We start from the raw sequence: 15,156 nt of genomic DNA on the forward strand, positions 1-15,156 counted from the left end.
AGGGAAACGCAGCGCGAGTATCTATGAACTCGAGGATTGTGTCTATGAAATGGGCAGCTCTCTTTTTAGGGGTTTGGTCGAGTCAATTCAAGGCTTGATAGAGTTGGCTCTTTGGACGCTTTGATGTGGTGATAGATTTGGCTCAACAAACAAAAACAACATATCATGAGAACACTTATTCTATCCATCGCATTTATCGCAACCGCAACATTCACAACTTATGCCCAAGACTTTAATGAGGAGCAATTTTTACAACAAAGCAAGGAGGCTTTCCAGTTTGACGGTGCAGACGTTTTATTATTGGGCACCTGGCACATGGGCTACACAAGCGATGCCAATAAATCAAGTTATGACGCTAGTTTGCCTCAAAGAAGAGATGAAATAGCCGAACTGGCGGTTCAACTTGCGAGCCAATTCAAACCCACTAAAATATTGGTTGAAGTAACTCCTGAAGAGCAGCAAACTATGGATTCTCTATATGCCGCGTACCTTAAAAATCCCAAGAAAATAAGCACCTATCATGGCGAGGTTGGCCTTCTAGCATTTCAAATTGCCAGAGCTAGCGGTGCAACGCTACATGCCATAGATCACAAAATGGGGTATGACTATAATAGTATTGCTCAACTAGCAGCGGCTACTGGAAATACCATTATGCAGGATTATTATGGGCAGCTCATGCCTGTATTAGGACAAGCACAGCAATTAGAAAAAACAGCGAGTACTAAACAGTTGTATCGTTTTACCAATACACCAGAATATTTAAGCTTTCTTAAAAACGTGAATGCAGATCTCATGACCTATGTTAATACAGATGACAACTTTGAAGGCGCCGATACCGCAGCAGATTTCTATAAAAGAAACCTAAGGATTTTTGCAAACATCAACCGACTTGAGATCACGCCAGAGGATCGTGTCCTAGTATTGAACGGCGGCGCACACGTGGCGTTCTTCCATGAGTTTATGAAGAATAGCCCTAGATATAATGTCGTAGATGCGCAGGAGTTTTTGAGGGATTGATTACAAAAGCACTGGTTAATATCAAAAAACCCGATTCTTAAAGAATCGGGTTTTTTAAATGATTTGAATGATGGTTTAACCTACAACTTCAGCTTTGAGGTATTCACGATTCATTCTGGCAATATTTTCTAGTTTGATTCCTTTAGGACATTCTACCATACAGGCTCCAGTGTTAGAACAGTTACCAAAACCTTCTTCATCCATCTGGCGCACCATCGCTTCTACACGTTGAGTAGCTTCTAACTCTCCTTGTGGTAATAAAGCGTATTGAGAAATTTTTGCACTGGTAAACAGCATAGCACTTGCATTTTTACACGCCGCTACACAGGCTCCACAACCTATACAGGTTGCAGACCAGAACGCCTCATCTGCCTTTTCTTTTTCAATAGGTGTGGCATTAGCATCTTGAGTGTTACCAGAAGTATTGACAGAAATGTAACCTCCAGCTTGCTGGATTCTATCAAAAGCAGAACGGTCCACGATTAAGTCTTTTACCACAGGGAAAGCCTTGGCTCTCCATGGCTCGATGGTAATGGTATCACCGTCATTGAATTTACGCATGTGCAATTGACACGTTGTGGTCAATTTTTGCGGTCCATGCGGCTCGCCGTTGATCATCATGTTACAAGACCCACAGATTCCCTCGCGACAATCGTGGTCAAACTCTACTGGGACATCACCTTTGTTGATCAACTCCTCATTAAGGATGTCCATCATTTCAAGAAAAGACATGTCACCATCAACGCCGTCCAGCGGGTAATCTACCAACTTTCCTTTTACGTTAGGTCCTTCTTGTCTCCAGATTTTTAGGTTTAATTTCATATCTGCTGTCTGTTAGTCGTGGTGTGCAACTGCTGTTGATACCACAGTGTTATTTTGAATAATTCGCTTTCGCGAAAGCGAACTAATTACAATCTTATTTATAAGATCTAGTTTTTAATTCTACGTTTTCAAAGACGAGTTCTTCCTTGTGGAGCTTGGCATCACGTGGGTTTTCATTGTATTCCCATGCGGCCACATAATCATAGTTCTCGTCATCACGCAAGGCTTCACCTTCAGGCGTTTGATACTCCTCACGGAAGTGCCCACCACAGCTCTCGTTGCGGTCCAAGGCGTCTTTTGCAAACAATTCACCTAGCTCCAAGAAGTCTGCCACACGGCCAGCTTTCTCAAGCTCTTGGTTCTTAGTATCTGCACTACCGGTCACTCTCACGTTTGCCCAGAAGTCTGCTCTAAGCTCACTGATTTCATCCATGGCTTTTTGTAGATCTGTCGCGTTGCGAGACATTCCACATTTGTTCCACATGATTAGACCCAGTTTCTTGTGATAATAATCCACAGAGTGCTTTCCAGAAGCATTCATCAATTTCTCGATACGCTCCTTAGTGTCTTTTTCTGCTTGTTCAAATTCTGGAGTATCTGTAGAGATTTCGCCGGTACGTATTTCGTTAGCCAAATAATCACCTATGGTGTATGGAAGTACAAAGTAACCATCTGCTAGACCTTGCATCAATGCACTTGCTCCTAGACGGTTGGCGCCGTGGTCAGAGAAGTTAGCCTCACCAGCTGCAAAACAACCAGGAATGGTGGTTTGTAGGTTATAATCTACCCAAAGGCCACCCATGGTGTAGTGAACCGCAGGGAAAATCTTCATAGGCACCTCATATGGATTGTCATCTGAGATGTTCTGATACATATCAAATAAGTTACCATACTTTTTCTTGATGACTTCCTTACCTAGCTTGATCATTTCCTCTTCACTGGCATTTTTGTGACCGCGCGTCAAGGCCTCTACTTTACCATAACGTTTGAAGGCTGCTTCAAAGTCTAGATAAACGGCTTGACCCGTTTTGTTCACTCCATAACCAGCATCACAACGCTCTTTGGCCGCTCTAGAAGCCACGTCACGTGGCACTAGGTTACCAAAGGCTGGATAACGACGTTCTAGGTAGTAATCTCTATCTTCTTCAGGTATGTTGACACCTTTAAGCTTTCCTGCACGGATAGCTTCGGCATCTTCTTTTTTCTTAGGAACCCAGATACGTCCATCATTTCTCAATGATTCTGACATCAAGGTCAATTTGGATTGGTGTTCACCACTTACAGGAATACAAGTTGGGTGAATTTGAGTATAACATGGGTTTGCAAAGAAAGCACCACGGCGGTGTGTTCTCCATGCCGCCATCACGTTACTTCCCATCGCATTAGTAGATAGGAAAAATACGTTTCCATAACCACCAGAGGCGATCACTACGGCATGTGCACCATGACGCTCTATTTCTCCTGTAACAAGGTTACGAGCGATGATACCACGAGCTTTTCCATCCACAACCACAAGATCTAACATCTCATGACGGTTGAATGGCTGTACTTTACCGCGATTGATTTGTCTATTCAATGCAGAATATGCTCCCAGCAATAATTGCTGTCCAGTTTGTCCTGCAGCATAGAAAGTTCTTGAAACAAGAACTCCACCAAAGGAACGGTTGTCCAACAATCCACCGTACTCACGTGCAAAAGGAACACCTTGTGCCACGCACTGGTCAATGATATTGGAAGAAACTTCGGCTAGGCGATATGTGTTAGCCTCTCTTGAGCGGTAATCTCCACCTTTGATGGTGTCGTAAAACAAGCGATAATTAGAGTCACCATCACCTTGATAGTTTTTTGCAGCATTGATACCGCCTTGTGCCGCAATGGAGTGTGCACGACGTGGCGAGTCATTGTAGCAAAATGTCTTAACGTTGTAACCTAACTCACCTAGAGTCGCAGCAGCAGAACTTCCCGCAAGTCCAGTTCCCACAACGATCACGTCAATGTTACGTTTGTTCGCTGGATTGACCAGGTTAATATTGTTTTTATGATTGACCCATTTTTCCTCTAATGGTCCTTCAGGTACTTTAGAATCTAAAACTGCCATAATTATGCTGTTATATGATTAAAATGGTGATAAAGAGCAATGAAAATAAATCCAGCTGGGATCAAAACTGACCATGCATAAGTGAACTTTCTCAAGCCATCACCTTTCTTGACGCTTTTCACACCCATGGACTGGAATGAGCTATTGAACCCATGCCATAAGTGTAGTGCTAGTAGAACAAACGAACCTACATAAATCCAAGTTCTCACTGGATCCACAAATTTTTCCTTCAATTCAGGTAAATAGCGTGTGGAATCCTCAACGCCTACTGCAATGTATTTATAGTTGATTTCATGAATCCAGAAATCGTAGAAATGCAATCCCAAAAAAGCAAGTACAACCGCACCTGTCAAAATCATGTTTCTAGAGACCCATGAAGAGTTGGCATTACCATCAAATTTCTTGTATTTGATAGGTCTGGCCTTACTGTTTCTAATTTCGAGAATGATTCCCATCACAAAGTGTACAACGACACCAGCGATCAAGATAGGCTGCAGTACAAACTGTACCAATGGGTTATATCCCATAAAATGGGACCACTCATTAAAGGTATCAGGAGCGATGACCGATGTGATATTGATGGTAAAGTGTTGGGTAAGAAATACTACCAGGAATAAACCTGAAAGTGCCATTACCCATTTACGTGCAAGAGAAGATTTAACTAATGCGCTCATGTATCGATTTTTAAATTGCCGCAAAGATAGTTGGGAAAGCTGCTATATTCAATTAAGGCTTTTGTAATATCATAACTACCGGCTTTATTTTGATTCAATCTTAATAATCTAAATAAAAACTGACTCTACTTTGCCTAATTTAAGTCGGTGATCTCCTAATACAATTACAGTTTATCGATAGATAAGGTGGTTGGAAGCAGTTCGCTTTCGCGAAAGCGAACATAAAAAAAGCCGCTCTATCAAGAACGGCTTTTAAATGGGACTAAATTTTTATTAAGAACAAGTGGGATTAGGGTTCACAGGAACATCTGTGGTAAGCGTATGATACCAAGCGAGGTCAGGATTGTTTCCTTGGATGCATCGCAATACTATTCTATTTTCAGAAATCTCTAAAATTTCATACTCACTACTACCAGCGTACCAACTTATGAAATTGTCATTAGGTAAAATCATGGTGGTTTTTCTGGACTCTTCCACTGGAACAACGGTGTCTGTTGTAGGAACGAATGTGATCACTCCTGGCGCTGGCGCATCAAATGGTAAACACTCATCTGCATTATCTGGATTATTTGCAGATGGCCCGCCAAATTGACTGAGGTATGAGTTATGGAAGTATGTGCTCCCAAAATTGTTCAACTCAAAAATGACATCAATTCCATCTTGTGTGAAGGTCATCTCATCTTCATAGAAGCATTCCGTTAAATCATTACAATACCTTCCAAAAGCTGGAACAGAGAAAAAGGCTGGTGTATAATAAGCTGCTGGAGCCTGATCTGCAATTCGATCCGGACTACTAGGTCCAACACCCCAATGGCTACTTTCTGCCACTGACCAGTACCAAGTTTTGCTTGTACCGCCAGTCAGGAATTGCTTGGCTTCGGCATCGTCAAATGTGCTCAATACATCGATAACGATGGTTTCTGTTGAAGCAGCACCGCCAGTTCCAGTCGCCGTTACTGTCACGTTATAACTTATAACACCCAATTGTACAAATCGATGTTCAATAACACCATTGAAGGTAGAACCTGTACGCCCATCACCAAAGTCGTAGGTGTAATTCAATGCATTGTCTGCTGCGGCACTAAAGACAACAATACCAGTACCGTCACCATTAGGATCTGCGACGCTTTGACCTTGTATGGAAACACTTATATTAAGATTGCTAGGAGTGATGATCTCTCCAAACTCAGTATCATCATCTTGACAGGACTGGATGGAAATTCCTAGTACCAACATCAACAATAGCTTATAATAATTTTTCATTGCAATGTCTTTTAGTTTGTTTGTATCAATTCATCAATGTAGATCGTCTCTGCCGCTGAGGTTGCTCCCAGTGGATCAAAGAAAATGACTACGTTCCTAAGATCTTCGGTAGTGTTACCGCTAAAGTTTGTAAACGTTAGTGTTTCCCAAGCGTTTGCTACTGTTGTTGTGACGTTTGTCACTTCCTGAAACAAACTGTTGTTACCAACTCTTTCAATCTTAAGCCAAACCGGTAAGCCTGCTCTAGGAGAATACACCTTTAAAGTAAATGTGGTGTTAGCGTCAAAAGATGGAGCTTCATCAATAACTATAGCAACCAAAGCAAAGTTATTACCACCTGTTTGATTTCTATCGAACTGTCCAACCGTCGATGAGTTATTATTTGTTCCTGGAACAGGATTAGGTACGATGGAGAACGACCCATTATTTGTTCCTATATCATATTGCCTTCTGTCATCTTCAAAATCTAGTGGCAGGAGGATTGGTTCTGGTGGATTGTCTATAGTTATCGTTTCTGTGGTTTGAGTAGTTGCTGCACCACCGCTTAATGCAGTCACTGTAATTGTGTACTCACCAATTGCCGAGTATTCGTACGAGGCAGACTCATCCTCTGTAAATGTTATAGGTGTTAGTGTAGGGTCTTCGCCAAAAGTAACTTCAAAAGAAGACGCGAAATCGGCTGTGGCGGTCACGATGACTCCAAAATTTGAAGTGGTACTTTCAGTGACTGTTACTTGCAAGTTCTCAGGGGTTCTGTAAGAAACAGACAGGTCTTTCACGATTTCGGCTGTTTGCCCGCCTAAACTCTTAGCAACAACACGAACAGTGAACGAACCTTCAGGATAGTTGCGCTGTGCATTATCGCCTAAAGGAAGTATAACAGACTCTCCTGTCCCGTCTCCATAAAACACCTCAAAGCTACCAACATTTGTACCTGAAGGCGATATGATCACTAAACCGCTATTATCTTGAGAAATATTGAAGGTTAGATCAAGATTGGATGGAGCCTGAAAATCTAATGAAAGATCATCTGCATCATCGTTTTCACAGCTGTAAAAAACACTGCTACCTATTGCTATGAATGCAACTAGAAAATATTTAATATTCTTCATTTCAATTTTTTTAATAATTAGGATTTTGTTCCCAGCGATTACCCGCTAGCAGTATCTCTTCCAACGGTACAGGAAACACCTCATGTTTGCCAGGCACAAATCCGTCAATTTCATTTGCCGCTCTACCGGTTCTTACCAGATCAAAGAAATGATGGCCTTCACCTACTAGCTCTAGGCGACGATCTTTAAAAATAGCGTCCCGCAATGCTGTACCAGAGAGATCCACATCATCTAGATTAGCTCTTCTACGAACTATGTTCAAATATTCGCGAGCTGTGCCATCGCCCAGATTGCCAATATTGTAAGCCTCGGCAGCCATAAGGTATACATCTGCTAACCGTATTGCTCTATAATTATTTGGATTCGTTAAGTTAGCGTCACCTGTATTGAGGTCTCCTTTTCTTGCGATATATTTTCTGTTATAATATCCAGTGTGCTCAAAACCTACGCTAAACGTTGCTCCATTGGCTGCGGCAAAAGCATCAATATCTAGTATGGCTGTTTCTTTTCTAATATCCTCTGATTCAAATAAATCGACCACCTCTTGCGTCGGAACATTAAAGCTAAATCCAGACTCAAAAAGAGGACCATCATAACTTCTTATTCCATTAAACCCTACTGCAACGTTACCTTCGCTACACTGTAAACATCCAAATCCCGCACCTTCTAAATCAGAATACTGGATCTCAAACACAGACTCTGAATTGTTTTCATTATCATTTTCAAAAATCGTGGAATAGTCTTCCACTAGTGAGTATTGATTGGATAATATCAAATCGTCAAGAACATCTGCTGCATCACCATATTTTTGTTGGAATAGGTACACTTTACCCAATAATGCCTGAGCGCTACCCTTAGTGGCTCTACCCACATCAGGAGTCGAATATTCTAAATTGTCGATCGCATATTGTAAATCAAGCTCTATCTGAGCATAAACTTCTTCTTTAGGAGTGCGATCCACTGCAAACTGATCGCCAAATAATAAACGCTGGTCCACTACCAGTGGAACATCTCCAAAGAACTTTACCAATTCAAAATAATAATATGCTCTTAGAAATCTTGCCTCGCCTAGAACTCTTGGCTTGTCTGGAAAATCAGTTTTGTCTTGAAACTCCAGAATGTAATTTGCTCTATTGACGCCGGCAAACATCCATCTCCATATATCAGATAGCTGATCGTTCACTGGTGTATGAATCATATCATCAATTTGCTGTATTCCTGGAGTGTCCGTAGCACTTTCTCCACCGGCTAATGTGTTGTCTGAAGCAATTTCTCCCAACATCACATTCAAGTAAGTGGATTGTAATAAATCATAAGCTGCAACCAGAGCGTTCTCATAATCAGCTTGGGAATTGAAGAAGTTTTCAGAGTTTGCGTCTTCACTTTCGATTTCTAGGTAGTCTTCGCTACATGCGTTAAATACTAACGCCGCAAGAAATAATAGAATGTAAATTTTGTAAATTTTCATCTTTATATTTTTAAAATTTTGCATTTAATCCTACTAAAAATGTTCTAGCTACTGGGTAGAAGCCGTTGTCGATACCACTTGCTAATGGATCTCCTGAACTTGCACTAGGATCATAACCTCTATATTCTGTCAATGTAAAAGCATTTCTCACTGAAGCATAGACTCTCAAGCTGCTAAGTTGTAAGTTATCTAATAAACCTTCATTAAGAGTGTATCCCAATTGTATATTTTGGGCTCTAACGAAGGATGCGTCCTCTACATAAAAATCAGAGAACACTTGATTAGCCGTGGCTCCTGTAGTAACTCTGGGAAAATAGTTAGAAGTGCCTTCACCAGTCCATCTGTTCAAGGCGTTGGTTGTTAAGTTTGTGAGTGCCTGATTACGTTCATAATTGCGCACCATGTCATTGCCTATAGAGGCGAAGAAGTAACTCTGGAAATCCCAATTTTTGTAATTGAAACTCAAATTCATACCCATTGTAACATCTGGTATTGGATTGCCTAATTCAGTTCTGTCGTCAAGGTTGATTATACCATCTTCATTCAAGTCTAGATACCTAATGTCTCCAGGTTGCGCATTTGCTCCTAGCGCAATTTGAGAAGGATGAGCTGCTACTTCGGCGGTATTTTGGAAAATACCATCAGTCTGGAATCCATAAAAATATCCTATTGGAAATCCTTCTTGAAATCTAGTGATAGGAGGTTGACCTACTCCAAAACCACCAGCCTCAATAAAGCCGTTGTCATTGTTAACCGATAGGACTTCATTATCTAACGTGGCAAAATTGTAACTAACATTAAAGCTAAAATCGTCAGATAACTTGTCTGAATATCCAATCAAAAACTCCAGACCTCGGTTTCTGATATCACCACCATTAATAAACGGAGCACTAGATCCAGGAGCACCAGATCCCAATACTCCTGAAACGGCAGGAGCAATTAATAAATCATTGGTTTCTCTATTGAAGTAATCAATGGTAACATTCATCTTGTTGGATAAGAACTGCATATCAACACCAACGTTAGTCGTGAACTGCTCTTCCCATTTGATTTCAGGGTTGCTTAACGCTCCGCCAGCGGTTCCATTTACAATTTGACCATTGAACACATATTGACCTTCACCGTTTAAAAGAGATACATAACCGAAAGCTGGAATTCTATCATTCCCTATAATACCAGCAGATGCTCTAAATTTCAAAAAGTCAAATACTTCGCTGTCTGCTAAGAATTCTTCATCAGAAGCTACCCAACCTATACTGGCAGATGGGAAGTAACCAAATCTGTTTTCAGGACCAAAAATGGTACTACCATCACGACGTAAAACTCCAGAAAATAAATATTTCCCATCGTAATCATATTGAACTCGTACAAAGTGCGATAATAATCGCTGGTCAAATCGGCGCGCCCCATTTTCATCACCATCAATAACGCGATCAGCATCTTGAAGACTCACCTCATTATAGTCGTTGCTTACATTTCCAAAACCTGTAAAACCATTGAAATCTCCACGAGTTCTAAACGCACTCATACCAACGGTAGCTTCTACATTATGTAGATCGTTGAAGGTGTTGTCGTATTTTACAAAGGCATCATAAGTATAATCACTGAAAAAGTTCTCATACTCGCTGTAGACGTTTTCTGTTAAGTTGAACACTTTTCCAGATCCGTAGAATGCTCGTGGATTAAAATTGTTTCCAGTAGCTTCTGAGTAATTGGCTTGAATCCTCGCCGTAGCCTCAAAATTATCCAAGAAGGAATAGGTAAGACCAAAGTTACCACTGATTTTCCCAACATAATTTCTATTGAAGGTATTTGCTAGCTGTGCCTCGGGATTGATGACTTCATTCCCTAAGCCTTCTGCAATTGAGAAGTCTCCATTTTCATCACGAACAGGAATGGTAGGCGCCATGTTCAATGCATTAAAAAGAACAGAACCTAATCCACCTTCATTAATTCCTTTATTACTGGTATGAGAATATAAAAAACCGGTCTTCATTTTTAAATTTTTTGTCCAGTCGTGGTCAAAATTTCCACGTAAAGTGAATCGATCAAAATCTGACTTATCGCTTCCAACGATACCGTCCTGAAGTAAAGCAGCCATGCCAAAAGCATAGACAGATTTCTCAGTTCCACCTCTAACAGACACATCATTGTTTAAGATGAACGCATTGTCAAAAACCTCATCCTGATAGTCTGTATTGTTAAGGTTGGAAATGTCTGTAAATGGTAACGCTTCACCATTGTTGGCAAAAGCTTCATTCTTTAAAAGAGCATATTGTTGTGCATTCAAGGTTGGTAGCCTTCTAGAAGTTTCTTGAAAACCACCCCAAGAATTGAACTCTACTGTCAAGTCTTGATTTTTGCGACCACCTTTGGTAGTTATGATAATTACCCCATTCGCCGCTCGTACCCCATAAATACCAGCAGTGGCGTCTTTTAATACAGAGATACTTTCAATATCTCCAGGATTGATAACACTCAAATCCTCTATAATATTTCCATCAACTAAAATCAATGGGCGGTTATCACCATTTGTGGAGATACCACGTATTCTAATATTTAAACCAGCTCCAGGCGAGCCAGATGAAGAAGTAACATTGACACCAGGAACTTGACCCTGCAGCGCTTCTTCTACTCGGGTAGGTTTGAGGTTTTCAATTACCTCACTATCTACAATACTAACCGCACCAGTAATCTCTCTCACCGCTTGGGTTCCATAACCTACCACCACGATTTCACCTAGGGAAGCTACATCGTCCATTAATCTAATGGTAAGAACAGAATTGTCAGAGACTGTTATCTGCTGTGCAACCTTACCTATGTAGGAGATTTTAAGGACATCACCGCTGGATGCAGGAATGGAGAAATTACCATCAAAATCAGTGGTCGTCGCGTTGTTGTTAGTAAGGTTTTGAACGGTTGCACCTAGCAAAACCTCTCCAGTTGATTCCTCTAGAACTTTTCCTGTAATAATATTTTCCTGAGCAATGCCTACTAACGCAATAAGATAAATGAGTAAAAAAGTTAATTTGTTCATGAAATTGATATTAGTGAACGTTTGGTTAGCTACAACGTTGTAGTAAAGTTTTATAAAAATATTAAGATTTCTACTTGACCTCACGCAAAAGCACCTATAAAAAAGTGCAACAAAGTGTAAAGTTTAAAAAACGTAGTTAAACAATTGAAAAACAACTAAATATAGCCAAATTAAATTTTGTGTTGTTAACATAATCTAGCTGCATGATGAGGTAATGTATAGTTCGTCAAGAAAATCAGCAGAACTTACGACAGGCACGATTTAAACGTGTTTGATTGCTGGAAGTCAAGAATATCCTATTTCATCAGCCGTATTTAAACGTATTTGGTAAATATTACACGATAACATTGCGACATCGTCAGTTTAGAAATTTATCGTGAATTTGCGTGTATTTTTTTCGCTTTCGCGAAAGCGAACTACTACTAATAGTTTAGATCTATCGATCTATTTTGAGATAAAAAGGTCTGATTTGAAAAGATTTTGTGGGTTCTAAGCTTTCTAAATCCCAACGGAAGCCAGAATCTACGGCATAAAAAAAGGGAAAGAAGTTGATCTTTCCCTTGATAAATATGGTATGGTAGTTTACTTCACTTCAAATTTCTCACTGGCACTACCACCTTTTCCAGAAAGTTTGATAGAGTAGGTCCCGGCGGGTAGATAATAGTTCCCGTTGTCTGCTTTTTTAGGAGCGTCTTTTTTATCAAAACGCTTTACACCAGCTTCAGAAACAGATCCATTGTATTCATAGAAATTAAGGCCGTCAATGGCATCAATGGTTTTCTCCTGTATGGTTTTACCGTCAGCATTGAGGACTTCCATTTTGACTTTTCCAGCTTCAGGGCTATAAAAGGCGATTTCTACGGATGGCTCTGGACTTTCATCACTTAAGAATCTAACGGCACCATAGCGATTGCTTGCTCTAAAACCATCGATAGGAGCTAGACGGATCTTTTTACTGTAGTAGCCCATTGCGTTCTCTGCTGGCCCTGCTTTTACAAGAGTAAGCGCATCTAGATTTACTTTATAAATAGAACGACCATGCGTTCCAACTAGCAGGTCATTGGCTTTTGGTTGGATCTTTAGATCGTGAACGGCTACAGGTGGCATGTCTGGATTCAATAGTGACCATGCGCCGCCATTTTCTGCAATCCACACGGCATTGTCGGTCCCTAAAAACACCATGTTCTCATCTTTTGGGTGTTCTATAATGACATTCACAGGTGACGCTGGCAACTGCACTGCAATGCTTCTCCAGGTTGCACCAGCGTCATCGCTCATGAAGACGTAAGGAGTAAAGTCGTCGTTACGGTAGCCATTTAGAGTCACATATACACGATCTTTTTTATGTTGCGAGGCAACGACACGGCTCACCCATAAATTTGCTGGCCATGGACCTTTTAAATTCTCCCATTCAACACCACCATCTTTAGTCAATTGTACCAATCCATCATCAGATCCAGTGTAGATCATCCCAAATTGAAACGGAGATTCGCTTATGGTCGTCAAAGTGCCATAGGCAACGTTACCTTCTTTGATACCTTGAGTCAAATCTGGAGAGATCGCAGTAAAATCAGTTCCCTGATTGAAACTGCGGTGTAGTTTATTACCGCCCAGGTAAAGAATGTCTTGGTTGTGTGGGCTTAGCAGTATAGGTGTTTGCCAGTTAAATCTATAAGGAGATTCACCTAACTCATGCTTGGGTTGGATGTAGGTTCTATCGCCTGTTTCCCTATTGATTCTGTAGTAATTTCCAAATTGATATCCAGTGTATACAATATCGCTATTTCTAGAATCGATCTGGATCTGCATACCATCACCACCCATTATGGATTCCCATGGATATTGACCTTGCTGTTGCCATGCGCGGTTCTCACGAGCATTGTGAGCACCAACCCATACACCATTGTCCTGTAAACCACCATATACATTATAGGGCTCTTCTAGGTCATAGTTGATCGCATAGAACTGGCCTACACTAGGCGAATTGTTTTTGATCCACGTTTCTCCATCATCATAAGAAATATTCAAACCGCCATCATTTCCATTTACTAGGTGACCGCTGTCGTTAGGATCAACCCATAGGGCATGATGGTCTGCATGCACATTTTCTCTTGAGATATTGATCCACGTCTTTCCACCATCGGCAGATTTGATAATGGGCACACCCATGACATACACCTTATTGACATCTTTTGGGTCGACACGTACCTGAGCAAAGTAATATCCGTAACTGTAGAACACATCGTCAATCTGTCCTTCATGGGTTTTAGACCAGGTAGCGCCGCCATCGTTAGAGCGGTACAATTCTGCTCCTTTGACAGGTGTATCAAATAATTGAGTGTTAGCGTCCTCTAGGTACAATGCAAGATCTGCAGGTTTTGCGGTACCGCTGCGCACCATGTTTTTAACATTTTGGGCGCGATATTTTTCCTGGAAGCCATTCTCTTTGAGATACTTGTCTAGTGTTTTGTCTTCCAGTTGCAAAAAGGCGTCCATGGTCATTCCTTGAAAATCGTCTTTGGTAAGGATGTCTTTGGAGTTCGCTTTCGCGGAAGCGGAATCATCATCACTCTTCTCTCTTCTAAATTGAGAATCGTGAATGGCATACACTGTATTCTCATCATACACGGCAAGACCTATTCTTCCAACACCTGAACCAGTTGGGAAGCCACTTGCGGCAGTAGAGATCTTATTCCAGGTCTGACCAGCGTCTGTGCTCTTATAGATTGCGCTAGCTTCACCATCACCATCAAAATTCCAGGCTTTGCGATCCTTTTCCCAGCTTGCGGCATACATCACATTGAAATTTTCAGGAGCTGCTGCCAGGTCGATAAACCCAGCCATATTAGTAGCAAAAAGCGTCTTTTTCCAGCTATCGCCACCATCCATGGTAGTATAGATCCCACGATCGTCGCTCAAACTATACAAAGGACCAGTTACTGCAACCACGACGTGATTAGTATCTGCTGGATCGATCAAAATGCGACCTATATGATGTGATGCTGGCAGCATGGGCTCACTCCAGGTCTTTCCCCAATCAGTAGATTTTAAAAGTCCTATTCCTGCATAACTGCTGCGGCTTGAATTGTTCTCACCAGTTCCTGCCCAGATGGTACGGGAATTCCAGTCAACGGCGATATCGCCCAGGTTGATGGTCATCGCGTTGTCCATAATAGGAGTAAAGCTGGTGCCGTTGTTAGTCGTGTGCCATAGACCACCGCTGGCATAAGCCACGAGCATCTCAGTAGGGTCTGTAGGGTTGACGTCCACATCTACCACACGGCCCGACATGATGGTAGGTCCTACATTCTCAAATTTTAGGTTCTTATACAGAGAAGTTGAGGCAGACTCTTGCTGCATCTTCAGGTCATTGATGTAAGTTTCAGCGCTGGTGGGCTGCTGTGCCATTACGCCTATAGATACAAATAGGGTCGCGAGTAGTAAGGTATGCTTCATGTGAAAATCTTTAGTGCCGTGAAGATACGCAAGCCATCATACTTATGGAAACCTGGTCATTTACAAATATTATAACAAGATAAGCGGCACATATTCTTAATTTTGGGAAATGGCATGTAGGATTAGAGTCCATCTTGTTTTAAACGAGAAAGGCATATAATGTTTACGCTTTCGCGAAAGCGAATCCTAACACAACCTCTTCAATTGCT

9 protein-coding genes are annotated in these 15,156 nt (G+C 41.3%); 1 reads left to right on the forward strand and 8 read right to left on the reverse strand.

Annotated elements, in window-relative coordinates:
- Positions 1 to 165 precede the first annotated feature (165 nt).
- Entirely contained in the window at positions 166 to 1,017 is an 852-nt protein-coding gene (locus BST86_RS12290; RefSeq protein WP_105983504.1) for a DUF5694 domain-containing protein, read from the forward strand.
- Between the two features lie 75 nt (positions 1,018 to 1,092).
- Here BST86_RS12290 and BST86_RS12295 read toward each other — a convergent pair whose 3' ends face one another.
- From BST86_RS12295 to BST86_RS12330, 8 genes are all read right to left on the reverse strand, one after another.
- Positions 1,093 to 1,839, reverse strand: a complete 747-nt coding sequence (locus BST86_RS12295; RefSeq protein ID WP_105983505.1) for a succinate dehydrogenase/fumarate reductase iron-sulfur subunit — start codon at positions 1,837 to 1,839, stop codon at positions 1,093 to 1,095.
- 94 nt (positions 1,840 to 1,933) lie between these two features.
- Complete coding sequence (locus BST86_RS12300) at positions 1,934 to 3,937, reverse strand: fumarate reductase/succinate dehydrogenase flavoprotein subunit (protein ID WP_105983506.1); 2,004 nt, start codon at positions 3,935 to 3,937, stop codon at positions 1,934 to 1,936.
- A 2-nt stretch (positions 3,938 to 3,939) separates the two neighbouring features.
- Complete coding sequence (locus tag BST86_RS12305) at positions 3,940 to 4,611, reverse strand: succinate dehydrogenase cytochrome b subunit (protein WP_105983507.1); 672 nt, start codon at positions 4,609 to 4,611, stop codon at positions 3,940 to 3,942.
- 273 nt (positions 4,612 to 4,884) lie between these two features.
- A complete protein-coding gene (locus tag BST86_RS12310; RefSeq protein ID WP_105983508.1) occupies positions 4,885 to 5,874 on the reverse strand; it encodes a PKD domain-containing protein in 990 nt (329 codons plus the stop codon).
- A gap of 11 nt (positions 5,875 to 5,885) precedes the next feature.
- A complete protein-coding gene (locus BST86_RS12315; RefSeq protein WP_105983509.1) occupies positions 5,886 to 6,986 on the reverse strand; it encodes a hypothetical protein in 1,101 nt (366 codons plus the stop codon).
- 10 nt (positions 6,987 to 6,996) lie between these two features.
- Positions 6,997 to 8,478, reverse strand: a complete 1,482-nt coding sequence (locus BST86_RS12320) for a RagB/SusD family nutrient uptake outer membrane protein (RefSeq protein WP_105983510.1) — start codon at positions 8,476 to 8,478, stop codon at positions 6,997 to 6,999.
- The gene (locus BST86_RS12325) at positions 8,465 to 11,491 is read right to left on the reverse strand and encodes a SusC/RagA family TonB-linked outer membrane protein (protein WP_105984033.1); all 3,027 of its coding nucleotides are present in this window, start codon (positions 11,489 to 11,491) and stop codon (positions 8,465 to 8,467) included. The genes BST86_RS12320 and BST86_RS12325 overlap by 14 nt, the downstream gene beginning before the upstream one ends.
- A gap of 582 nt (positions 11,492 to 12,073) precedes the next feature.
- Positions 12,074 to 14,947, reverse strand: a complete 2,874-nt coding sequence (locus BST86_RS12330) for a VPS10 domain-containing protein (protein WP_105983511.1) — start codon at positions 14,945 to 14,947, stop codon at positions 12,074 to 12,076.
- Positions 14,948 to 15,156: the final 209 nt, after the last annotated feature.

The sequence above is a fragment of the Nonlabens agnitus genome (genome assembly GCF_002994045.1).
Lineage (GTDB): Bacteria > Bacteroidota > Bacteroidia > Flavobacteriales > Flavobacteriaceae > Nonlabens > Nonlabens agnitus.